Here is a 22,456-nt window from a genome sequence, read left to right on the forward strand (position 1 = left end):
ATGGCCAACGGACGCCTTTTTGCACTGGACCTGGCTGCGGCCACGGCCACCACCCTCTACCAGCCCGCCACGCAGACTGCCACACTCACGCTGTCGCTGGTCAACCGCAACACCTGGGCCGTGCTGGCCCGCGTGGCCCTGGCGGCTGCGGCCACGCCCACCGATGCGGAGTGGATCGAGTACGACGTGTACCTGCCGCCCTCGGGCGTGCTGGAGCGCACGGCCATTGTGGTCGGGCCGGGCCAGTACTTGGTGGCCCGGGCCAGCGCGGCCGGGGTATCGGCCGTGGGCTTCGGCTTCGAGGAATAGGCGGCACCCGCCGGGCTGCGGGCGCTGTCGCCTCTATGCAACGGCACCTCGGTCCCACCCGAACGGGTGGGGGCCGGGCCTTAAACCGTTGCGCCAGCACGCGCAACCCGCATCAGGGTGGGTATTTGTGTATTTTTGTAACGGTAAAACTGCCGCTGCAAAGGGTCTTTCTGAGATAATTGCATTGCGCGTACATTGCGCGCGTTCAATCCATCAATGCATTCGGGAGAGGGCCGTGCGCGCTGCGTTCGCCGTTCGGGCGTGGGCTGCGATAGCACCAGGCCTGCAAAGTCAGGAGCAATGGCTGCAGTGGGCAGACGCACCGGTGTGCCCCGTGGGGGACACGGCGGTCGAGCTGCCCCGTGTGCCGGCCATGGCGCGGCGCCGCCTGGGCCACCTGGCCAAGATGGCCGTCTCCGTGGCCGACAGCGTGCTGCCGCCCGAAGAGGGTGCCGACATTCCGGTTGTCTGGGCCTCGCGCTATGGCGATGCCGACAAGGCCCTGGGCCTGCTGCGCTCGCAGGCGCAGGATGAACCCCTGTCGCCCACGGCCTTCGGCCTGTCGGTGCACAACGCCGTGGGCGCCCAGCACTCCATCCTGCGCGGCATGCGCGCCAACGCGGTCTGCGTGGCGTCCTCGCACTGCGCGCCCGAGGCCGGCATCGTCGAGGCCGTCGGCCTGCTGAGCGATGCCCAGGCGCCCGCCGAGGTGCTGCTGGTCTGCTACGACGAACCCCTGCGGACCGACTACGCAGCCTTCCACGACGAGCCCGCCGCGCAGTACGCCTGGGCCGTGCGCCTTGCGCCCCTGCAGGCCGGCGAAGCAGGCTTTGCGCTGCACGCAGTCGACGGTGAGGGCCCGGCTGCGGAGCAAGGCGCGCCTTCCGGCCTGCCGCATTCGGAGGTCGGCGTGCCTTCCGGCCTGCCGCATTCGGAGGGCGGCGCGCCTTCCGGCCTGCCGCATGGGCTCGATGCGCTGCATTTTCTGCTGCAGGGCGAGCGCCAGAGCCTGGTGCATGGCCATGCAACGGGCCAATGGATGTGGGAGCGTGTACATGCGTGAAGCGATCAACCGGGCCTGGCGCATCGTGGCCACGGGTTTCTGCTTTTCCGTGTTCGGCCTGGGCGGTATCGTGCTGGGCATCGTGGTGTGCCCCGTGGTCATGCTCTTCGTGCGCGGGGCCGCGCGCCAGCAGCAGCTGTGCCAGACCATCATCCACCACTGCTTTCGCTGGTTCGTGGGCCTCATGAACTTCGTGGGCGTGATCTCCTACGAGGTGCATGGCCGCGAGCGCCTGCAGCGCCGAGGCCTTCTGATCCTGGCCAACCACCCCTCGCTGATCGATGTGGTGTTCCTGATCTCCTTCGTGCGCCATGCGGACTGCATCGTCAAGGAGGCGCTGTCGCGCAACCCCTTCACGCGCGGCCCCATCCGCGCGGCGGGCTTCATCACCAACGGCGATGGCGCTGGCCTGCTGGAGGACTGCGTGCGCTCGCTCAGGGACGGCAACAACCTCATCATCTTCCCCGAGGGCACGCGCACGCCGCTGCACGGCAACGCCAAGCTGCAGCGCGGCGCGGCCCACGTGGCGGTGAAGGGCCGCATCGACATCACGCCCGTGCACATCCACAGCAGCCTGCCCATGCTGAGCAAGGGCACGCCCTGGTGGAGGGTGCCCGTGCGCAAGCCGCACGTCACCATCGAGGTGCGGCCCGACATCGCGGTGGAAGAATTCTGTGACTCGGCTGCCAGCGATTCCCTGGCTGCGCGCCATGTGACCGAGCACCTGTCCGTACAACTTTTCAAGGGACCTGCCTGTGCTTCAACTTGAGCAAGAAATCAAGGAAATCATCATCTCCAGCCTGGCGCTGGAAGACATCGCGCCAGACGACATCGATCCCGCCGCACCGCTGTTCGTCGAGGGCCTGGGCCTGGATTCCATCGACGCGCTGGAGCTCGGCCTGGCCTTGCAAAAGCGCTATGGCCTGAGCATGTCGGCCGACTCGGAGCAGACGCGCAAGCACTTTGGCAGCGTGCAGGCGCTGGCCGCCTTCGTGGCCGCCAGCCGCACGCACTGAAGGCGGGCGGCATTCACGGAAAACCTGACATGAACAAAGAAGCCATTTACGAACGCATCGCCGCCATCCTGCAGGAGACGTTTGAAATCGACGCTGCGCGCATCACGCCCGAGGCCCGCCTGTACGACGACCTGGACATCGACAGCATCGATGCCGTGGACCTGATCGTGCAGCTCAAGCCCTGGGTGGGCAAGCGCCTGAACGCCGACGCCTTCAAGTCCGTGCGCACTGTGCAGGACGTGGTCGACGCACTGCACCGGCTGGTGAACGACGCTTCCGCCTCCACGGCCTGAGCGGGGCCGGCTGCAAGCACGCAAGCATGCCCGCCATGCACAAGCTTGTGACCGCCGTGCTGGTGGTGCTGACGGTGCTGTACCCGCTGGGCGTGTACCTGGCCATGGGCCACGTGGCGCCGCAGTGGCTGGCCGTGCTGCTGGTGCTGCTGGCCATGGCGCGCGCCGTGGTCACGCGCCAGCGCTTCTGGTGGGCCGTGGCCTCGGGCGCAGCGGTGCTGGCCCTGGCCGCCTGGTGGCAGGGCGATGCGCTGGCCGTCAAGCTCTATCCGGTGTTGGTCAACGCCGTGCTGCTGGTGGTGTTCGCGGTGAGCCTGCGCTACCCGCCCACGGTGATCGAGCGCCTGGCCCGGCTGACCGCGCCGGACCTGCCCCCGTCCGGCGTGCGCTACACCCGCAAGGTCACCGCCGTGTGGTGCGCGTTCTTCGTGGCCAACGGCGCTGCCGCGGCCTATACCGCCGCCTTCAGCAGCAATGCCACCTGGGCGCTGTACAACGGGCTCATCGCCTATGTGCTGATGGGCTGCCTCATGGGGGGTGAATGGTGCGTGCGCCAGTGGGTGAAACGCCGCGGCGCCATGGCCTGAGCCCGGCCCAAGAAACTGCTTTCCCTGTTCCAACAACTCCAAGAATCCAGGAATCGAGCAAGGTGACTACTTTCTCCGCATTGTCCGACGTGGCCCTGCCGCAGGCCCGTGCCGCCGCGCACGGGGTTGCAGCCACCGGCGGGCGCACCGTGACGCATGCCGACTGGGTGCGCAGCGTGCAGGCCTGGTGCGCAGCCTTCCGGCAGGTGCAGGGCACCGAGGTGGGCCTGTATTTCGACGACCCGCTGGCCTTTGCCGCAGCCCTGTGGGGCGCCTGGCATGCGGGCAAGACCCCGGTGCTGGCCAGCGACCTGCAGCCCCACACCCTGGCGCATCTGCTGCCCCAGGTGCAGGCCTGTGCAGGCCAACTGCCCGGTGCCATCCAGCCCGACGAGTCCGGCGCCCTGGCGGTGGTGCTGCAGCCCCTGTCGTTGCGTGCGGCGCAGGTGGTGCTGTTCACCTCGGGCTCCACGGGCGTGCCCGAGCGCATTGCCAAGCACCTGTCGCAGCTCGATGCCGAGGTGCATGCGCTGCAGGCCGTGTTCGGCCCCCTGGCCCGGGATGCGCCGGGCCTGCGCACGCTGGCCACCGTGTCGCACCAGCACATCTACGGCCTGCTGTTCCGCGTGCTGTGGCCGCTGGCCGCAGGGCGGCTGCTGGGCATGGAGTTCGCGCGCTACCCCGAGGAACTGGTGGCCCAGCTCTCGCAGCCCGGGCCCACGCTGCTCATCTCCAGCCCCGCCAGGCTCGGCCGCTTGCCGGAGCAGCTTGGCTGGGCGGCCGCGTCGCAGGGCCTGCGCGGCATCTTCTCGTCGGGCGGCCCGCTGCCGCCCGAGGCCTCGGCGCATGCGCTGGCCTTGCTCGGCCATTCCCCCACCGAGGTCTTCGGCAGCTCCGAAACCGGCGGCATCGCCTGGCGCCGCCGTGCGGAGCAGGGCGATGCCTGGCAACCCCTGCCGGGCGTGCAGGTGCGCCTGGCCGACAGCGGCTGCCTGTCGGTGCGCTCGGGCCACCTGCCCGATGCCGAGGCCTGGTGGGAGACGGCCGACCGCGCCCTGCCGCAAGACGGTGGCGATGGCGGTGCCGGCTTCGTGCTGCAGGGCCGGGCCGACCGCATTGCCAAGATCGCCGAAAAGCGCATCTCGCTGACCGCCATGGAAAACGCGCTGCTGGCCAGCGGCTGGGTGGCCGCGGCCCGGGCCGTGGTGCTGCAAGCGTCGCCCGCCGCCGCACGCGTGGGCATGGTGCTGGCGCTCAACGGCGCCGGTTGGCAGGCACTTCAGCAGCAGGGCCGCAAGCAGATGGGCGCCGCGCTGCGTACCCTGCTCGAACCCGTGGTGGACCGCGTGGCCCTGCCGCGCAGCTGGCGCTATGTGGCCGCGCTGCCGCAGAACGCGCAGGGCAAGACCACGCAGCACGACCTGCTGGACCTGTTCCGCCCGCTCATGCCCGCGCCTGAGTGGACCGAGCGCAGCGAACACCAGGCCACGGCCACCCTGCTGGTCGACCCCGGCCTGCGCGTGCTGGACGGCCACTTCCCTGGCGCGCCCATCGTGCCCGGCGTGGCGCAGCTGCACTGGGTGGTCACGCTGGGTCAGCAGGCCTTCGGCATCCCGGCCGCATTTTTGCGTGCCGAGGTGGTCAAGTTCCAGCAGCCCATCCTGCCCGGTACCCGCGTGCAGGTGCAGTTGCAATGGGTGCCCGACAAGGGCCAGCTGCAGTTCGCGCTGACCTCCGGCCGCGGGCCGCACGCCAGCGGCCGCCTGGTGCGGGGGGGAGAGGCCGCATGACGACCGCGTTCAACCCCGTCGCCATCATCCCGGTCTACAACCACCCCACCACCATCGGCGCCATGGTGCAGGGCGTGCTGGCCGCGGGCCTGCACTGCATGCTGGTGGACGACGGCTCCGAGCCCGGCTGTGCTGCCGTGCTCGATGCGCTGGCGGTGCAGCACGGCAGCCAGGTCACACTGCTGCGCCTGGCGCAGAACCAGGGCAAGGGCGGCGCCGTGATGACCGGCATGCGCCATGCGCTGGCAGCGGGCCACACCCACGCCCTGCAGATCGATGCGGACGGCCAGCACGCCGTGGCCGATATCCCTGCCTTCATCGCGCTGGCGCGGGCCCAGCCCGGGGCCATGGTCTGCGGCGCGCCGCGCTACGACGCCAGCGTGCCCAAGGCGCGCCTGTACGGCCGCTACGCCACCCACGTGTGGGTGTGGATCAACACCTTGTCGCTGGACATCGAGGACTCGATGTGCGGCTTTCGCGTCTACCCGCTGCGCGAGGCCATCGCCGTGATGGACGGCGCGCGCATCGGCAAGCACATGGAGTTCGACACCGAGATCCTCGTGCGCATGCACTGGAAGGGCGTGCCCTTCATCACCCAGCGCACGGCCGTCACCTACCCGCAGGACGGGCTGTCGCACTTTCGCGTGTGGCGCGACAACGTGCTGATCTCGGGCATGCACACGCGCCTGTTCGGCGGCATGCTGCTGCGCAGCCCGCTGCTGCTGGCGCGCAAGCTCCTGGGCCGGCGCGGGGCAGGGCAGGCGGCATGACGGCCTCCGCGCCCAAGCCGCAGGCCGAAGCTGCTGCAGCCGCACCCGCCGCCCCGCACTGGGCGCAGCTGGGCGAGAACACCTTCGTCGCCGGCATGTGGCTGCTCTACCAGGTGCACCGGTTCCTGGGGCGCTGGCCGTTCCGGCTGTGCCTGTACCCCGTCGTCGCCTACTACTGGCTGGTGAGCCCGGTGGCGCGCCGCGCCTCGCTGCAGTACCTGCAGCGCATGCAGGCCGCCCATGGGCTGTGGCCCACCACACCGGGCTGGCGCCAGAGCCAGCGGCACTTTCGCATGTTTGCCGAGGTGATCCTGGACAAGCTCCTGGCCCTGACCGGGCGCTACCGCTTCGAGAGCGTGGCCGTCACCGGGCGCGAGCGCCTGGACGCGCTGGCGCACACCGGCCAGGGCGCCGTGGTGGTCACCGCGCACATGGGCTGCATCGAGCTGTGCCGGGCCCTGGCCGAACGGCGCACGGGCCTGCGCCTGAACATCCTCGTGCACACGGCACACGCCGAGCGCTTCAACCGCGTACTGCAGCGCCTGGCCCCAGACAGCGGCGTGCAGCTGCTGCAGGTGACCGAATTCAACGCCGCCACCGCCATGCTGCTGGCCGAGCGTGTGGCGCGCGGCGAGCTCATTGCCATTGCCGGTGACCGCGTGCCCGTGCGCGAAAGCCGCATCACGCACGCCCCTTTCCTTGGCCACCAGGCACCGTTTCCCTGCGGGCCCTACATCCTGGCCTCGGTGCTCGAATGCCCGCTGTTCTTCATGGGCTGCGTGCACGAGGGTGCCGGCTATGCCGTGGAGTTCGTGCCGCTGGCCGAGCGCGTGCTGCTGCCGCGTGGCCGGCGCGACGAGGCCATGGCCGGGTACGCTGGCCTGTTCGCACAACAGCTTGAACGCATGCTGCGCAGGTCGCCCTGCGACTGGTTCAACTTCTTCCCCTTTTGGGAGCAGGGCGCGCCCGCGCGCCCTGCCCACATTGCATGAGCATGACTCACTTCCCCGCCACCACGCCCGCCTGGAGGCCCGCGCATGTCCACTGAGAAAGAACTGGCCTCGCGCGAGCGGCTGACCCACGAGATCGAGATCACGCCCGCGTTCTACGACATCGACGTGATGGAGATCGTCTACCACGGCCACTATGTGCGCTTTCTCGAGCTGGCGCGCAGCGCGCTGCTCGGCAGGTTCGACTACGACTACCCGCGCATGCGCGAGTCGGGCTACGGCTGGCCCGTGGTGGACATGCGCCTGAAGTACGTGCGCCCGGCCACCTTCGGCCAGGTGCTCAAGGTGCGCGCCACCATCACCGAGTGGGAGAACCGCCTGCGAATCGACTACCTCATCACCGATGCCGCCACGGGCCAGAAGGTCAACAGCGCCCACACCATCCAGGTGGCGGTGGACATGCAGACGCGTGCCATGTGCTTTGTCTGCCCGCCCGTGCTGTGGGAGCGGCTGGGGGTGGCACCATGAGAATCACTCTGTGGCTGCGGGCTGCTGTGCTGGCCCTGGGCGCGCTGGCGTTGCAATTGCCGGCCCATGCGGCGGAGCCCACGGCGCAGGAGCTGCTGGCCCAGGTGCGCCAGCAAGTGAAGGATGCCCCCGTGGTGCGCGGCGGGTTCGAGCAGCTGAAAACCGTCAAGGGCTTCAAGCAGCCGCTGCGCTCCAGCGGCGATTTCATCGTGGCGCGCGGCAAGGGCATTGTCTGGCATGTGCTCAAACCTTTCGAATCGACTCTGGTGGTGCGGCCCGACAGCCTTCAGTCGCGCGGCAGCGCCGGCAAGCTCACCACCCAGATGCGCGCGCAGGACGAGCCCGTGCTGCGCACCGTCAACGCCATGCTGTTCGCCGTGATGTCGGCCAACCTGGCCGATCTCGCCCAGCACTTCGAGGTGACGGGGCAGGTGGCGGCCAAGGGCTGGTCGCTGCATCTGGTTCCGCGCGACCCCACGCTGGCCCAGTGGCTGGCCGCCGTGGACCTGCAGGGCAACCAGTTCGTGCAGGAGGTGAAGCTGCAGGAGGCGCGCGGCGACGCCAGCGTGATCCGCATCCTCGCGCCCGTGGCCGAGAACGCCCTGCGCCCGCAGGACGCGGCGCAGTTCGAATGAGCGTGCACTCCCCCGCGCAGGACGCCGCTCCCGGCTGGTTGTGGCGTGCAGCCGCGCTGGCCTGGCTGCTGGCGGTGCTGGCCGTGGGTGTGCACCAATGGCAGTTCTGGAAGCACGACGGCATCGACACCGACGTGATGGCCCTGCTGCCCGTGAACGAGCAGGCCCCCGACGTGGCCCTGGCCACCGAGCAACTGGTGGGCCAGATGTCGCGCCAGGTGGTGGTGCTGCTCGGCGCGGCCGAGTGGGCCGACGCGCGCGCTGCCGTGCAGGTGCTGCGCCAGTCGCTGGCCAGCGGCGCCGGCGCGCGCCTGCGCGAGGATGCGGTGGCGCAAAAGACCTCCATGGACGCCGCGCTGGGCTTCTACCAGCCCTGGCGCGAGCGCCTGCTCACCCCGCAACAGCGCGCCATGCTGGCGGGCACGCCCGACGCCGCCCTGGTGCAAAAGGCCCTGCAGGACCTGTACCAGCCCGCCGTGCAGGCCCGCCTGTCCGACTGGGTGGACGACCCGCTGGGCCTGTGGACCCAGTGGTGGGCCGCGCGCGGCGCGCAAAGCCAGGCCCGCCCGCGCGATGGCGAGCTGTGGGTGGCGGCCGATGGCCTGCAGTGGGCCGTGCTGCAGTACACGCTGGAGGGCTCGGCCTTCCGCCTGTCGGGCGAGCCGGTGCTTGATGGCGCCTTGCAGGCCGCGCTGGCCCAGGTGCGCGCCCAATGGCCCGGCGTCCGCATGGTCACGGCCGGCGTACCTCTGCATGCCGAGGCCGCTGCCGTGCAGGCCAACTGGGAGATCAACACCATCGGCTGGGGCTCGCTCGCCGGTGTGCTGCTGCTGGCCTGGCTGGCCTTTCGCTCGCTGCGGCCTGTGGCGCTGGTGGGGGTGTCGCTGCTGGTGGGCTGCGCGGTGGCGCTGTCGGTCACGGCGCTGCTCTTCGGGCAGATGCACCTCTTGACCCTGGTGTTCGGCGCCAGCCTGGTGGGCGTGGCCGAAGACTATGGCATCCACTACTTCGCCAGCCGCCAGGGCGCCCCCGGGCACAGCCCACACGGGCTGATGCGCGGGCTCATGCCGGCGCTGTGGCTGGCCTTGGGCACCAGCGCCATCGCCTACCTGGCGCTCGGGGCTGCGGCCTTTCCGGGCCTGCGCCAGATGGCGGTGTTCTCGGTGGTGGGGCTGACGGCCGCCATGCTCACCGTGGTCTGCTGGTTCCCCTGGCTGGACCGGGGCCGCATGCCCGAAAGCCGCGTGGCCCGGCGCATCGGCCGGACCCTGATGGCCTGGCCGCGCTGGCGCCAGGCGTTGCCCGGCTCGCTGGCCGTGTGTGCGGCCATGGCGCTGGCGCTGTGGCTGCTGGGTGGCCTGCGCGCACAGGACGATGTGCGCCAGCTGCAGAACGGCTCGCCTGCCCTGGTGGCCCAGCAGCGCCTGGTGGGCGAGATGCTGGGCCTGCCCAGCCCCGCCCAGTTCTACCTGGTGCAGGGCGACACGCCCGAGCAGGTGCTGCAGCGCGAGGAAGAGCTCAAGGACAAGCTCGATGCCCTGGTCGCGCGCCAGCTGCTGGCGGGCTACAGCGCGGTATCCGACTGGGTGCCCTCGGCCCGGCGCCAGGACAGCGATGGCGAGCTGGTGGCGCGCGCGCAGGATGCCGTCTACCAGGGCGTGAACGCCGCGCTGGGCGAAAGCTTTGCCCGGGCCGCCACGCCGGCACCCGCACCGCTCACCGTGCAGGCCTGGCTTGCGCAGCCGATTGCGACCGCCGCGCGCCCTTTGTGGCTGGGCGAGCGCGAGGGCCACTACCGCAGCCTGGTCATGCTGCGCGGCGTGGCCGACCTGCAGTCGCTGCCCGCACTGGCCGGCGCGGCCCAGGGCCTGGAGGGCGTGGCCTGGGTGGACAAGCCGGCCGAGATCTCGGCCCTGCTGCAGCGCTACCGCATCTCCATGACCGAGCTGCTGCTGCTGGGCCATGCGCTGGTGCTGGCCGCCCTGTGGCTGCGCTTTGGCCGCAAGGCCTGGCGCGCCTGGATGCCTACCGTGCTGGCCAGCCTGGTGGTGGTGGCCGTGCTCACGGCCACCGGCGCGCCCTGGCAGCTGTTCAACGTGCTGGCGCTCATGCTGCTGCTGGGCGTGGGCATCGACTACGGCATCTTCCTGCAGGAGCACGAGGACGACCCCCATGCATGGCTGGCCGTGGTCATCGGTGCGGGCAGCACCTGGCTGTCCTTCGGGCTGCTGGGCCTGTCGGCCACGCCCGCGCTCAAGGCCTTTGGCCTCACACTCATGCTGGGCCTGCCGCTGGTGCTGGTGCGGGCGCCGCTGTTTCGCAGCACCACCGGGAACAAGGAACATTGATGGCACAACGCCGCATCGAACAGACCGAGGTATTGATCGTGGGCGCAGGCCCCTCGGGCGCCGTGGCCGCCGGCCTGCTGCGCAAGCAGGGCCGCCAGGTGCTGGTGCTGGAGAAGGAGACGTTTCCGCGCTTTTCCATCGGCGAAAGCCTGCTGCCCCAGAGCATGGCCTGCATCGAGGAGGCCGGCATGCTGCAGGACGTGGTGGAGGCGGGCTTCCAGTACAAGAACGGCGCTGCCTTTGCCAAGGGCGATTTGCGCACGGAGTTCGACTTCCGCGACAAGTTCTCGCCCGGCTGGGGCACCACCTACCAGGTGCAGCGCGGCGATTTCGACAAGGTGCTGGCCGACGCCGCCGCCAAGGCCGGTGCCGAGGTGCGCTACCGCCACACCGTGACGGCAGTGGATGTGTCGGGCGAGCAGCCCGAGGTGTCGGTCACCTCGCCCGAAGGCGAGGAGTACACCGTGCGCGCACGCTTTCTGCTTGACGCCAGCGGCTTCGCGCGCATCCTGCCGCGCCTGCTGCAACTGGAGCGCCCGTCGGACTTCCCTGTGCGGGGTGCGCTGTTCACGCACATAGGGGACGGCATCGCCCATGGCGACATGGACCGCGGCAAGATCCTGATCTCGGTGCACCCGGCGCACCACGAGGTCTGGTTCTGGACCATCCCATTCTCCAACGGCCGTTGCTCGCAGGGCGTGGTGGCCACGCCCGAGTTCCTGGCGCGCTACCAGGGCACCGAGGTCGAGCGCCTGCGCGCCATCATCGCCGAGACGCCCAGCCTGGCCCACGTGCTGCGCAACGCCGTGTGGGACACGCCGGGCCGCTCCATCACCGGCTATGCGGCCAACGTCACCTCGCTGTGGGGCCCGGGCTATGCGCTGCTGGGCAATGCGGGCGAGTTCCTGGACCCGGTGTTCTCAAGCGGCGTGACCATTGCCGTCATGTCGGCCAGTCTGGCCGCGCGCTGCATTGATCGTGCCTGGCGCGGCGAGGCGGTGGACTGGCAGCAGGACTACGCCGCGCCGCTGCAGGCCGGGGTCAACACCTTCCGCGCCTTCGTGCAGGGCTGGTACGACGGCAGCTTCCAGGACGTGGTTTTCCACGACCGGCACAGCAACCCCGAGATCCGCCGCATGATTGCCTCCATCCTGGCCGGCTATGCCTGGGACGCGAAGAACCCCTATGTGGCCGAGCCGCAGCGCCGCCTGCAGGTGCTGGCCGAGCTGTGCCGCAGGCAGCAGCCGCCGCAACCGAGGGGCACGCCCGCATGAGGTTCGCCAAGGCAGGCCACCGGGCGGCCACCGTGTCGGCGCTGGCGCTGCTGGCAGGCTGTGCCTCCCTGGGCGCGCCACAGGCCGCGCGCACGCCGCCGCTGGCCCTGGCGCCCGCCGCCCTGCGCTGCGAGGTGGCGGTGCAGCAGCGCATCACGGTACAGCTGCCCGGCCGGCCGGCGCAGCAGCTCGATGCCCTGCTCGAGGTGGATGCCGAGGCCGTGCGCCTGGCCTTCTTCGTGGTGGGGCAGGGCGTGGGCCGCATGGTGTGGGACGGCTGGCAGTGGGACAAAGACCTCTCGCGCCAGTGGCCCGCGCAGCTCACGCCCGAGCAGGTGCTCAGCGATCTGCAGCTGGCCTTCTGGCCCGCGCGCGCCGTGCAGCGCGCCGTGCAGCCGCCCTGGAGTGTGGAGGCATCCTCCACCGGGCGGCGCCTGCTGCGCAACGGCCAGGAGCAGGTGCGCGTGCAGTTCGTCGGCAGCTCGGCCGTCGAGATCGTCTACCCAGAGGGGCCCTTCACCTTGCGCGTCGAATCGCCCGGGGGCTCCCGACTGTGCGCCCCGGCGCAGGAGCCTTCGTGATGGCACGCCCGCATGTCTACCTGAACGCCGCCTCGGCCCACAGCGCGCTGGGGCTGGATGCGCCCTCCATGCGCGCGCAGCTGTTTACCGCCACCGACCCCGCCACCCTGCAGTGGACCGAGCGCTATTCCCCCGGCCGTGTGCTGCCCCTGGGCTGCCTGCCGGCGCATGCCGTGCTGCCCGCGCTGGACTTTGCGCCCGTGCACCAGCGATCGCGCAACAACGCGCTGGCCTGGGGTGCCGTGCAGGCGCTGCAGGGCGATGTGGCGCAGGCCATTGCGCGACACGGCCCCACGCGTGTGGCGCTGGTGGTGGGCACCAGCACGGGCGGCATCGAAGAAGGCGAGATGGCCGCGCGCCACCTGCTGCTTGAGGGCGACTTTCCGCCCGGCTTTGCCTATGCCGTGCAGGAGATGGGCAACGTGGCCCAGTTCCTGGCGCAGCAGCTCGGTATCCGCGGGCCTGCCCACACCATTTCCACCGCCTGCTCCTCGGGCGCCAAGGCCCTGGCCTCGGCCGCGCGGCTGCTGCAGTCGGGCATGGCCGATGCGGTGCTGGCCGGCGGCGTGGATGCGCTGGCGCGCTTCACCGTGGGCGGCTTCAGCGCGCTGGAGGCCGTGTCCGACCAGCGCTGCAACCCGCTGTCTGCGAACCGCCGGGGCATCAACCTGGGCGAGGCGGCGGCCTTCTTCGTGCTGAGCCGCGAGGCCGGCCCGGTGCGTCTGGCGGGCTGGGGCGAGTCGCAGGACGCGCACCACATGTCCGCGCCCGACCCCACGGGCCAGGGCGCGGCAGCGGCCATGCAGCAGGCGCTCGCGCGCGCCGGCATGCAGCCCGCGGCTGTTGACTACGTCAACCTGCACGGCACGGCCACGCCGCACAACGATGCCATGGAAAGCCGCGCCGTGCAGAATGTGCTGGGCAGCGAGGTCGCTGTAAGCTCCACCAAGCCGCTCACCGGCCACGCCCTGGCTGCGGCCGGTGCGCTGGAGGCCGCCGTGGCCTGGCATGTGCTGCACGACAATCCCGAGGGCGTGCTGCCCGTGCACTGGTGGGACGGGGTGGCCGACCCCGCCATGCCGGCCCTGGCCGCCGTGGCACCGGGCACGCGGCTGTCGCGCGCGGCCCGGGCCGTGCTGAGCAATTCCTTTGCCTTTGGCGGCAGCAACAGCAGCCTGCTGTTCGAGGCCGCCTGAGGACTGACGACACACCGATCGATGAGCACCACCACCGAACTGTTACCCGTAGAGAACTATGTGCCGCACCGCGGCGCCATGCTGCTGCTGGACCGGCTGCTGGCCGCCGACGTGGACAGCGCCGTGGCCGAGGTCACGGTACCGCGCGGCGGCCTGTTCCTGCACGATGCCGGCATGCCCTCCTGGGTGGGCATGGAGTACATGGCGCAGACCGTGGCCGCCTGGGCTGGCTGGAACGCGCTGCGCAAGTGCCAGGCGGTGAAGATCGGCTTTCTGCTGGGGTCGCGCAGGTACGAGACCACCCAGGCCTTCTTCGCCCCGGGCGCAGTGCTCCGGATCCGCGTGGACTGCGACATGATGGGCGACAACGGACTGGGCATGTTCGACTGCCGCATCCATGGCGCGGATGAGAAGGAATTGGCATGTGCGCGCATTTCCGTCTTTGAGCCAGAGGACGGCAGCGCCTATATTTCCCCATCCGCCGGCACGGGCGCGTGACCGGGCGCGCCGGGCGGGCAGAAACAGAACAACACACAACAGGCAACCGACAGCGAGAATGACCGAGCAGACAACGAAGACAAGCACCACAGCCACCACCGTGCTGGTGACCGGCTCCAGCCGGGGCATCGGCCGCGCCATCGCGCTGCGCCTGGCCCGCAACGGCCACGACATCGTGGTGCACTGCCGCAGCGGCATCGAGCAGGCGCACAGCGCCGTGGCCGAGATCCAGGCCCTGGGCCGCGGTGCCCGCGTGCTGCAGTTCGACGTGGCCGACCGCGCCGCGTGCGCCGCCGCACTGGAGGCCGACATGCAAGCCCATGGCGCCTACTACGGCGTGGTCTGCAACGCCGGGATCGCCATGGACAATGCTTTCCCCGCCATGACCGGCGAGGAATGGGACCGCGTGGTGCACACCAACCTCGACGCCTTCTACAACGTGCTGCACCCCGTGGTCATGCCCATGGTGCGCCGGCGCAAGCCCGGGCGCATCGTCACGCTGGCATCGGTCTCGGCCCTCATGGGCAACCGTGGCCAGGCCAACTACAGCGCGGCCAAGGCCGGGGTGATCGGCGCCACCAAGTCCCTGGCCATCGAGCTGGCCAAGCGCGACATCACCGTCAACTGCGTGGCGCCGGGGTTGATCGACACCGAGATGGTGAGCGAAGACGTGCTCAAGCACGCGCTGGAGATGATCCCCATGCGCCGCATGGGCACGGTGGACGAGGTGGCTGGCGCGGTCGCCTTCCTCATGGGGCCTGAAGCCTCGTACATCACGCGCCAGGTGATCTCGGTCAATGGGGGAATGGTCGGATGAGCAGTTCCCCAAGCAAACGCCGCGTGGTCATCACCGGCATCGGTGCCATCAGCCCGCTGGGCAACGACTGGGCCACGGTGTGCAGCCAACTGCGAAGCGGCCGCAACGTCATCCGCCGCATGCCCGACTGGGCGGTCTACGAGGGCTTGAACACGCAGTTGGCCTGCACCGCCGCACCCTTCGAGCTGCCCGCGCACTACAACCGCAAGACCATGCGCAGCATGGGCCGCGTGGCCGTGATGGCCACGCGCGCCACCGAGATCGCGCTGGAGGGCGCCGGCCTGCTGGGCGACCCCTTCGTCAAGAGCGGGCAGATGGGCATTTCGTACGGCTCATCGGCGGGCACGCCGGCTGCCATTGGCGACTTCGGCCGCATGATCGCCGGCAAGAGCACCGAGGGCATCAACGCCAACACCTACCTCAAGATGATGTCGCACACGGCGGCGGTGAACATCGGCGTGTTCTTCGGCGCCACGGGGCGCATCGTCACCACCTCCAGCGCCTGCACCTCGGGCAGCCAGGGCCTGGGCTACGCCTACGAGGCCATCCAGAGCGGCAAGCAGCTGGCCATGCTGGCCGGCGGGGCCGAAGAGCTCGACGCCATCCAGGCGGCAGTGTTCGACACCCTGTTCGCCACCAGCACGAAGAACGACACGCCCGAGCTCACGCCCCGGCCCTTCGACGCGGCGCGCGACGGCCTGGTGCTGGGCGAGGGCGCCTGCACCTTCGTGCTCGAAGAACTCGGCCACGCCCAGGCGCGCGGCGTGCAGATCCTGGGCGAGATCATCGGCTTCGGCACCAACTCCGACGGCACCCACGTCACCCACCCCAACGCAGCCACCATGGCCCAGGCCATGCGCATGGCGCTCGACGACGCAGGCCTGGCGCCGGGCGACATCGGCTACATCAACGCCCATGGCACCGCCACCGACCAGGGCGACATCGCCGAGAGCCATGCCACGCACGAGGTTTTCGGCAGCAAAGTGCCCGTGAGCACCCTCAAGGGCTACATGGGCCACACCCTGGGCGCCTGCGGCGCGCTGGAGGCCTGGATGACGCTGCAGATGATGCGCGAGGGCTGGTTCGCCCAGAACGCCAACCTCACCGAGCCCGACCCGCGCTGCGGCGCGCTGGACTACATCATGGGCCAGGCGCGCCAGCTCGATACCGACGTGGTGATGAGCAACAACTTCGCCTTTGGCGGCATCAACACGTCCTTGATTTTCAAACGATGGAGGGAGTAGCAAACATGGGTATTCAGAAGCACATCGGCCGCGGGACCGCCCTGGCCACGGCGGCCGTGCTGGCACTGGCCCTGCACAGTGGCACGGTCCATGCGCGCGCCGAAGCACTTGCCGACGCGCCGCAGGTCGTCTTCTCGGGCGCCTATGTGCCCACCGCGGCGCAGGTGCGCGACCGCATCATCCTGGCCGGCCAGTCGCTGGGCTGGGTCGTGACCCGCGAAGCCCCGGGCGTGGTGGAGCTGCAGTACGACAAGCAGGGCAAGCACATGGCGCACATCGCCGTACGCTATGACCATGCCGGTTACAAGATCGACTACGTCAGCAGCTATAACCTCAACTATGCCGAAGTGGATGGCAACCGCCGCATCCACCCCAACTACAACCGCTGGATCCGCAACCTCATCCAGCGTATCAGCGGCGGCGCCTGAAGCCGGCGCTGCGCCCAGGCAAGCCATTCGAAACCGCCCCTGCCGTGTGGCAGGGGCCAGCAACGCAACAGGAGAGTCCGCATGAAGCAATGGGTTCTGGCGCTGGCCGCACTGTCGGCCGTGGGCGCGGTACACGCCCGCAACACGGTGCTGACGCTGCCCCTCGATGAAGTGGTGCGCATGGGCGTGGAGCAGGGCAAGCTCGATGGCAGCGTGAAGTTCTATCTCTCAGGCGCCAAGACGCCCAAGGTCAGCGCCCGCCTGGGCGAGGACATCGCCAACAAGAAGACCAACGGCGTGGGCAAGGACGACGCCTATGGCTGCAAGTGGGCCGCCCTGTCGGCGCTGATCGCCTTCCAGGAGTCTGCCAAACAAAAGGGCGCCAATGCCGTGGTCGACCTGCACAGCTTCTACCGGCGCGCCACCTACAAGAACGCCACCAACTACGAGTGCCATGCCGGCGCCGTCGTGATCGGTGTGACGCTCAAGGGGACTTTCGCAAGGGTGTGAGCACCCTGAGCCGCTTCGCGTCATCCCCCCAAGGGGGACGCCCCCGGTGCGGCGGGGCGGCCCTTGCACGGGGGCGCTTGCCTGTGCCGCGCCAGTTTCGTGGGCCGGTGCGTGGCGTGAAGTGCGCCGTGAGGAATGGCAGATGATGAAAAACTCCATGAGAAACCAAAGAGGGAAGGAAAAAGCATGACCATTCAGACAACGACCGCCAGGCGGCTGCCCCTGGCACTGGCCGCAGCGGCCGCCCTGTGTGCCACCCCGCTGGCGCAGGCGCGCGACCAGTTGTCGCTGCTGCCGCTGGAGGAAGCGGTGCGGCTTGGCCTGCAGGAGGGCAAGCTCGATGGCAGCGTGAAGTTCTACCTGTCTGGCGCACCCACGCCCGAGCTGCTGGGCGCCCCGCTGGGCCAGGAGCATGTCAACCGCCGCACCAACAACCCCGGCAAGGAGCCCGTGTTTGCCTGCCACTGGGCAGCACTGTCCGGCCTCATGACCCTGCAGGACAACGCCAAGGCCCGGGGCGCCAATGCCGTGGTCGACCTGCACAGCTTCTTCAAGGAAAAGACCTTCAAGGACCCGGTCAACTTCGAGTGCTACCGGGGCTCCATGCTCACCGGCGTGTCCCTGAAGGGCACCTACGTGCGCACGGCACCGTGATTGCGCAGCAGCAGCCGGCCGCCCCACCAGGCCGGCTGCGCCTGCTGCTGGCCGCGCAGGCCCCCCTGGCGGCCGTTGCCGGCCAGCAGGCAGCGCAGTGGCTGACCGGCAGCGAACAGGCCCGGCTGGCCGGCATGCACAACCCGGCGCGGCGCGTGGAGTTCATCGCCTGCCGCTGGGCCTTGCGGCATCTGCTGGCCGCGGGCAGCGACATCCCGGCCAGCGACTGGCGCCTGGATGCGCCCGAGGGCAGGGCGCCGCATTTGAACGCAGAGCACCATGGCGCCCAGGCCGCGGCCGCCACCCACCTGTCCCTCACGCACAGCGGCGCCTGGCTGGCCTGCGCTGCAGCCCCTTACCCGGTGGGCATCGACCTGGAGGTGAAGGACTTGGCGCACCGGGGACGGCGCGACGTGCTTGCCCTGGCCGCCATGGCCTGCACGCCGGGGGAGACGGCGCAACTGCAGGCCCTGGATGAGGGGGCCGAGCGCCAGCGCCACTTCCTGCAGATCTGGAGCCTCAAGGAGGCGTATTTCAAGTGCACCGGCACGGGCGTGGATTTTTCGGTGATCCGGCGCATCGAGTGCATGCCCGCAGCCCAGGCCGGCCAAGGGCAGGTTCTGGCGCACGCGAGGTCATGGCACGGTGCCACAGCCGATGGCCATGGCGTGCTGCTTTCGGTGTGCAGGCTGCCGGGGGCGGACGACTCGCTGACTTCCGCTTCGCCCACCCAGACCGATGCGGGCATTGCGTGGCAAGGGGAGGACGCGTGGCACCTGGCCGGGCTGCCAAACTGGCAGGCAAGCGAATGCCGGGAGGGGTGAACAAGAAAAGTGGCCTGCCTGGAGGGACTCGAACCCCCGACCTATAGCTTAGAAGGCTATTGCTCTATCCAGTTGAGCTACAGGCAGACAGCGCCAACATTGCGTTTGGCGCTATTATTTTGTGGGCGTTGGCAGAGTATTCCGCAAACGTCCGGATGTGCAGGGTCCGAATGATACCCGTTCGAGCAGGCATGATCGGCCAAACGATGGGCCGCGCCGCGCTGTTCAAGCCACAACAACATGGATTGACTGACTATTGAGGGAGTGTGCATGCAAGGATCGCAAGACCATTGGGCTGCAGCGATGAAGGAGGCAGAGTCTCCTGCCGATAGGGACCCGGCCCTGTGGGCCAGGTGCTTTGCCGAGAACGACGGCGACGAGCAGCGCGCGAAGGCGGCCTATATACGGGCCAAGGTCGCGTCCAGTGCACCGCCGGTCGCTACCGAGGTGCCACCCCCACCCACCAACCCCCCGGGCAAGAAGCGGCTGCTTCCCTGGTGGGGGTGGGTGCTGCTCGCACCGGTGATTGCCATTGGGGCCTTGCTGATCATCGGGGCCCTCATGGGCGACAACCCGCAGCGGGATGCGCGCTGGAGGGAGCAGGACGCCATCAAGCTGTGCTGGAGCGAACAGGGCCGCAAGTCGCTCGATGCGGCGACATCACGCTTCGTGGCCGGTGCCTGCGAGAAGATGGAGCGAGACTACGAAGCCAAGTGGGGGCGCAAGCCGTAGCCCCCTTCCGCGGGGCCCGCCGTGCCGCTTTTGCGGGGCCCCGGGGCATGCAGCAACTGAAATGGAAAGAGGAATGAAGTACTACACAGCCGCCTTGGCAGGCCTTCTGCTTGCCGGAGCCGTGCAGGCCCTAATCGAGGCCTGCAATGCCGTCCCGGCCGCCGACAAGCGCCTGGAGTGCCTCAAGGCCGCAATGGGGGCGACGGCAGTGGCGCCCCAGGCTGCCGCGATCGATACGCTGGAACAGGCGTTCGCCTCCATGCGTGCCGGCCTGGGCGTGGGGCTGTCCTACAACGACTACCAGTCGTCAGTGGTCACCTTGGCACGTGCGCTCGCGGTCTACCAGCAGCAGGGGAGCGCACTGCCCAGCACGGCGCTGGAAGAGGCCCTGGAAGCCTACAAGGACGCCGGCATCGTCTGGGGCCGATCCATCGAGTTCTATGCCCATAGTGACAATGTCCGCACCTACCCGAATGCACCGCCTGTGAGCAGAACCGGGTTGGAGGCAATTGCCTTCAAGTACAAGCTGCCCTTGGTGAACTCCAATTTCCTGGGATGGGAGAAGGGCGTGCCGGTGGAGTTTGCGCGTTCCAGCTTGTGGGGCATTGCTCTGGTCAAGGCAAAGCAGGGGTTTCTGGAAATCAGGGACCCCCATCCCACACCGAAGCCCCCGCCGGTATCGCCCGCCCAGGAGGCTGACATTGCCGCAGCCAACGCGCTCGCGAAGGAACAGCAGTGCCAGGAAAATCCCCAGGTCGAAAGGACCGGCCTGGCAGGTGTGGACACGCTCTTTGCCGCCGCGTGCACCCACGGCAAGCAGTTGAACATCGCCTGCGCATCGGGAATCTGCCGCGTGATGGCGTAGCCGATTCCATAGCGGATTCCATGGCACGCTGAGCCGTGCCGGCTCACGCAGCAGCCTTTCCGCCCGCAGGCCTGCCCGGGTGGGCGGCAGCCAAAGCGCTTGGCAAAGATCCTGATGAAAAATCGCAGGCCCTCGCTACCCTGCGCTTCTCTGCAGAACGAAGGAGGTACCCATGGGATTGATCATTGCCTGGATCATTCTTGCTGCCCTGGTCAGCCTGGTGGCCAGCTCGCGCGGGCGCAGTGCCTGGCCTGGTTCTTCATCTCGGTGATCTTCTCGCCGCTGGTCGGTTTCACCCTGGTGCTGGTGCTGCCCAAGCACGGCCTGGCCGCCTTGCCCAAGGACGAGGCCGGAGCCCATCACCGCCAACACCCATGTGCACTGCCCGGACTGCCGGGAACTGGTGCGCCAGGACGCACGCAAATGCAAGCACCGCGGTACCGGGCTGGTGCCGCAGTGATGTGCAGGGGCTGACGGCCAGGCGCCCTGCGGCTGTTCGGGGGCCGCATGGCCCTGCTCGGACTCGCACACTCAGGCAATTCTTGCCGGGCCTGGACGGCTGTCCGGGCTGTCGGGCCCGGGTGGAGGGTGTGTGGGTTGGCGCATCTCAGAACCAGTACCCTGATTTTGCACCCCCTGCAGCTTCAGGTTATAAGATATCCATTCACGAATTTGCGATCCAGGGCATGCCTCTTGCTGGTGTGCCCTGCATGCGTGTGCGCACGTTCCCGCAACCACTGCTTACATAACAGCGTTCGATCCCCATGCCCCACAGCGTCAACCTCATCAACACCATCGCCGCCGCCCTGGGGCTGGCGCTGGCGCTGGGTTTTGTCGCCACGCGGCTGCGCCTGCCGGCGCTGGTGGGCTACCTGCTGGCCGGGGTGGTGATCGGGCCGTTCACGCCCGGCTTCGTGGCCGATGCGGGCATGGCCAGCCAGCTGGCCGAGATCGGGGTGATGCTCCTGATGTTCGGCGTGGGCCTGCATTTCTCGCTGGGTGACCTGCTCGCGGTGCGCAAGATCGCCGTGCCCGGGGCCATCGTGCAGATCATGGTGGCCACGCTCATGGGCATGGGCCTGGCCTACTGGTGGGGCTGGGGGTTGGGCGGGGCGCTGGTGTTCGGGTTGTCGCTGTCGGTGGCCAGTACGGTGGTGCTGCTGCGCGCGCTCGAAACCCTGGGCATTCTGGAGACCTACACCGGCCGCATCGCGGTGGGCTGGCTGGTGGTCGAAGACCTGGTCATGGTGCTGGTGCTGGTGCTGCTGCCGCCGCTTGCAGGTGTGCTGGGCGGCAGCAACGGCGCGGCCGGCGGCCATGGTGCCGATGCGCAGGACCTGCTCAAGACCCTGGGGCTCACCCTGCTGCAGGTGGGCGGCTTCGTGGTGCTGATGCTGGTGGTGGGGCGCCGCGTGTTCCCCTGGGTGCTGTGGCAGGTGGCGCGCACCGGCTCGCGCGAGCTGTTCACGCTGTGCGTGGTGGCCGCGGCCGTGGGCATCGCCTTCGGCTCGGCCGCGCTGTTCGGCGTGTCGTTTGCGCTGGGCGCCTTCTTCGCCGGCATGGTGATGCGCGAGTCCGAGTTCAGCCACCGCGCCGCGCAGGAATCGCTGCCCCTGCGCGACGCCTTCGCCGTGCTGTTCTTCGTCTCGGTGGGCATGCTGTTCAACCCCGCCGTGCTGTGGGACCGCCCCCTGCAGGTGCTGGCCGTGGTGGCCATCATCATGCTGGGCAAGACCCTTGCGGCCGCTGCGCTGGTGCTCTCGTTCCGCTACCCGCTCAACACCGCGCTCACTGTCTCGGCCAGCCTGGCGCAGATAGGAGAGTTCTCCTTCATCCTGGTGGGCCTGGGCGCATCGCTGGGCCTGCTGCCGGCCGAGGGCACCAGCCTGGTGCTGGCCGGTGCGCTGATCTCCATGGCGCTCAACCCCATGCTGTTCCACGCCATCGCGCCGTTGCAAAGCTGGCTGCGCAAGCGCTCGGCCTTTGCGCGCCGGCTGGAGGAGCGCGACGACCCGCTGGCCGAGCTGCCCATGAGCACCCACGCCAAGTTCCTCGCGCACCAGGTGGTGCTGGTCGGATATGGCAAGGTGGGCCGGCGCATCGCCGCAGCCCTGGCCGCCAACGACGTACCCTTTGTCGTGGCCGAGCAGAACCGCGAGCTGGTCGAGCACCTGCGCGGCAAGGGCATCGCCGCCGTGTTTGGCGACGCCGAAGAGCCCGCCGTGCTGATCCAGGCCCACATCGCCCGCGCCGCCATGCTGGTCATCGCCACCCCCGACACCATCAAGGTGCGCCAGATGATCGCCACCGCCACGCTGCTCAACCCCAGTATCGAGACCGTGATCCGCAGCCACAACGAGCAGGAGGCCCGCCTGCTCGAAGAGGAAAACGGCAGCACCGTCTTTTTGGCCGAAGAGGCGCTGTCGCAGGCCATGGTGCGGCACGTGTTGGAGCGGGCGAACGACATGGCGCGGCACGGGACTGCGACCACGCCCGCGCGCCTGCACGAGAGCGGCTGAGCGGGCGCCGTCTTCCAATCGCCCG

At 69.3% G+C, this 22,456-nt stretch carries 25 protein-coding genes and 1 tRNA gene; 25 read left to right on the forward strand and 1 reads right to left on the reverse strand.

The annotated features are described in order from the left end of the window. From ACK59X_RS16580 to ACK59X_RS16685, 22 genes are all read left to right on the forward strand, one after another. Positions 1–309 carry a hypothetical protein gene (locus ACK59X_RS16580; RefSeq protein WP_409958896.1) on the forward strand — a complete coding sequence of 103 codons (309 nt, stop codon included), beginning with the start codon at positions 1–3 and terminating at the stop codon, positions 307–309. A gap of 235 nt (positions 310–544) precedes the next feature. After that, a complete protein-coding gene (locus tag ACK59X_RS16585) occupies positions 545–1,372 on the forward strand; it encodes a beta-ketoacyl synthase chain length factor (RefSeq protein ID WP_409958898.1) in 828 nt (275 codons plus the stop codon). Then, a complete protein-coding gene (locus ACK59X_RS16590) occupies positions 1,365–2,141 on the forward strand; it encodes a lysophospholipid acyltransferase family protein (RefSeq protein WP_409958900.1) in 777 nt (258 codons plus the stop codon). Before ACK59X_RS16585 ends, ACK59X_RS16590 begins: the two co-directional genes overlap by 8 nt. Then, positions 2,128–2,388: a phosphopantetheine-binding protein gene (locus tag ACK59X_RS16595; protein ID WP_409958902.1), complete on the forward strand. Its 261-nt coding sequence runs from the start codon at positions 2,128–2,130 to the stop codon at positions 2,386–2,388. The genes ACK59X_RS16590 and ACK59X_RS16595 overlap by 14 nt, the downstream gene beginning before the upstream one ends. Before the next feature lie 29 nt (positions 2,389–2,417). After that, the gene (locus tag ACK59X_RS16600) at positions 2,418–2,681 is read left to right on the forward strand and encodes an acyl carrier protein (protein ID WP_409958903.1); all 264 of its coding nucleotides are present in this window, start codon (positions 2,418–2,420) and stop codon (positions 2,679–2,681) included. A 35-nt stretch (positions 2,682–2,716) separates the two neighbouring features. Further along, on the forward strand, positions 2,717–3,268 hold the full coding sequence (locus tag ACK59X_RS16605) for a hypothetical protein (protein WP_409958905.1): 552 nt from the start codon (positions 2,717–2,719) through the stop codon (positions 3,266–3,268). 62 nt (positions 3,269–3,330) lie between these two features. Then, positions 3,331–5,058 (forward strand): AMP-binding protein, encoded by a 1,728-nt coding sequence (locus ACK59X_RS16610; RefSeq protein WP_409958907.1) that lies wholly within the window; start codon positions 3,331–3,333, stop codon positions 5,056–5,058. Beyond that, positions 5,055–5,828, forward strand: coding sequence for a glycosyltransferase family 2 protein (locus tag ACK59X_RS16615; protein ID WP_409958909.1), 774 nt, complete (start codon positions 5,055–5,057; stop codon positions 5,826–5,828). The genes ACK59X_RS16610 and ACK59X_RS16615 overlap by 4 nt, the downstream gene beginning before the upstream one ends. After that, positions 5,825–6,820, forward strand: a complete 996-nt coding sequence (locus ACK59X_RS16620) for an acyltransferase (RefSeq protein ID WP_409958911.1) — start codon at positions 5,825–5,827, stop codon at positions 6,818–6,820. Before ACK59X_RS16615 ends, ACK59X_RS16620 begins: the two co-directional genes overlap by 4 nt. 45 nt (positions 6,821–6,865) lie before the next feature. After that, positions 6,866–7,306 (forward strand): acyl-CoA thioesterase, encoded by a 441-nt coding sequence (locus ACK59X_RS16625; protein ID WP_409958913.1) that lies wholly within the window; start codon positions 6,866–6,868, stop codon positions 7,304–7,306. After that, positions 7,303–7,941, forward strand: coding sequence for a LolA family protein (locus ACK59X_RS16630; protein ID WP_409958915.1), 639 nt, complete (start codon positions 7,303–7,305; stop codon positions 7,939–7,941). The genes ACK59X_RS16625 and ACK59X_RS16630 overlap by 4 nt, the downstream gene beginning before the upstream one ends. Further along, positions 7,938–10,289, forward strand: a complete 2,352-nt coding sequence (locus ACK59X_RS16635) for an MMPL family transporter (RefSeq protein ID WP_409958917.1) — start codon at positions 7,938–7,940, stop codon at positions 10,287–10,289. Before ACK59X_RS16630 ends, ACK59X_RS16635 begins: the two co-directional genes overlap by 4 nt. Continuing rightward, positions 10,289–11,563 carry an NAD(P)/FAD-dependent oxidoreductase gene (locus ACK59X_RS16640; protein ID WP_409958919.1) on the forward strand — a complete coding sequence of 425 codons (1,275 nt, stop codon included), beginning with the start codon at positions 10,289–10,291 and terminating at the stop codon, positions 11,561–11,563. The genes ACK59X_RS16635 and ACK59X_RS16640 overlap by 1 nt, the downstream gene beginning before the upstream one ends. Continuing rightward, positions 11,560–12,144, forward strand: coding sequence for a DUF3261 domain-containing protein (locus tag ACK59X_RS16645; protein ID WP_409958921.1), 585 nt, complete (start codon positions 11,560–11,562; stop codon positions 12,142–12,144). Before ACK59X_RS16640 ends, ACK59X_RS16645 begins: the two co-directional genes overlap by 4 nt. Then, on the forward strand, positions 12,144–13,340 hold the full coding sequence (locus ACK59X_RS16650; RefSeq protein WP_409958923.1) for a beta-ketoacyl-ACP synthase: 1,197 nt from the start codon (positions 12,144–12,146) through the stop codon (positions 13,338–13,340). The genes ACK59X_RS16645 and ACK59X_RS16650 overlap by 1 nt, the downstream gene beginning before the upstream one ends. A 21-nt stretch (positions 13,341–13,361) precedes the next feature. Beyond that, positions 13,362–13,838 (forward strand): hypothetical protein, encoded by a 477-nt coding sequence (locus ACK59X_RS16655; RefSeq protein ID WP_409958925.1) that lies wholly within the window; start codon positions 13,362–13,364, stop codon positions 13,836–13,838. A 58-nt stretch (positions 13,839–13,896) separates the two neighbouring features. Beyond that, positions 13,897–14,655, forward strand: a complete 759-nt coding sequence (locus ACK59X_RS16660; RefSeq protein ID WP_409958927.1) for a 3-ketoacyl-ACP reductase FabG2 — start codon at positions 13,897–13,899, stop codon at positions 14,653–14,655. Then, positions 14,652–15,899 (forward strand): beta-ketoacyl-ACP synthase, encoded by a 1,248-nt coding sequence (locus ACK59X_RS16665; RefSeq protein ID WP_409958929.1) that lies wholly within the window; start codon positions 14,652–14,654, stop codon positions 15,897–15,899. Before ACK59X_RS16660 ends, ACK59X_RS16665 begins: the two co-directional genes overlap by 4 nt. Positions 15,900–15,904: 5 nt before the next feature. After that, on the forward strand, positions 15,905–16,327 hold the full coding sequence (locus ACK59X_RS16670; RefSeq protein WP_409958931.1) for a hypothetical protein: 423 nt from the start codon (positions 15,905–15,907) through the stop codon (positions 16,325–16,327). 81 nt (positions 16,328–16,408) lie between these two features. Next, complete coding sequence (locus ACK59X_RS16675; RefSeq protein WP_409958933.1) at positions 16,409–16,837, forward strand: excinuclease ATPase subunit; 429 nt, start codon at positions 16,409–16,411, stop codon at positions 16,835–16,837. A gap of 186 nt (positions 16,838–17,023) precedes the next feature. Further along, positions 17,024–17,491: an excinuclease ATPase subunit gene (locus ACK59X_RS16680; protein ID WP_409958936.1), complete on the forward strand. Its 468-nt coding sequence runs from the start codon at positions 17,024–17,026 to the stop codon at positions 17,489–17,491. Then, positions 17,488–18,315 carry a 4'-phosphopantetheinyl transferase family protein gene (locus ACK59X_RS16685; protein ID WP_409958938.1) on the forward strand — a complete coding sequence of 276 codons (828 nt, stop codon included), beginning with the start codon at positions 17,488–17,490 and terminating at the stop codon, positions 18,313–18,315. The genes ACK59X_RS16680 and ACK59X_RS16685 overlap by 4 nt, the downstream gene beginning before the upstream one ends. Before the next feature lie 10 nt (positions 18,316–18,325). On the opposite strand, the gene ACK59X_RS16690 is transcribed toward ACK59X_RS16685, so the two are convergent. Beyond that, positions 18,326–18,402: transfer RNA gene (locus ACK59X_RS16690), tRNA-Arg, on the reverse strand. Between the two features lie 183 nt (positions 18,403–18,585). Here ACK59X_RS16690 and ACK59X_RS16695 point away from each other — a divergent pair. The 3 genes from ACK59X_RS16695 (at position 18,586) to ybaL (ending at position 22,431) form a co-directional block, all read left to right on the forward strand. Then, the gene (locus ACK59X_RS16695; RefSeq protein ID WP_409958940.1) at positions 18,586–19,047 is read left to right on the forward strand and encodes a hypothetical protein; all 462 of its coding nucleotides are present in this window, start codon (positions 18,586–18,588) and stop codon (positions 19,045–19,047) included. Positions 19,048–19,120: 73 nt separating this feature from the next. Beyond that, entirely contained in the window at positions 19,121–19,912 is a 792-nt protein-coding gene (locus ACK59X_RS16700; RefSeq protein WP_409958942.1) for a hypothetical protein, read from the forward strand. 764 nt (positions 19,913–20,676) lie between these two features. Next, positions 20,677–22,431, forward strand: coding sequence for a YbaL family putative K(+) efflux transporter (ybaL, locus tag ACK59X_RS16705; RefSeq protein WP_409958944.1), 1,755 nt, complete (start codon positions 20,677–20,679; stop codon positions 22,429–22,431). Positions 22,432–22,456 lie beyond the last annotated feature (25 nt).

Source organism: Acidovorax sp. (genome assembly GCF_046339755.1).
In the GTDB taxonomy this organism is placed as follows: Bacteria; Pseudomonadota; Gammaproteobacteria; order Burkholderiales; family Burkholderiaceae_C; genus Acidovorax.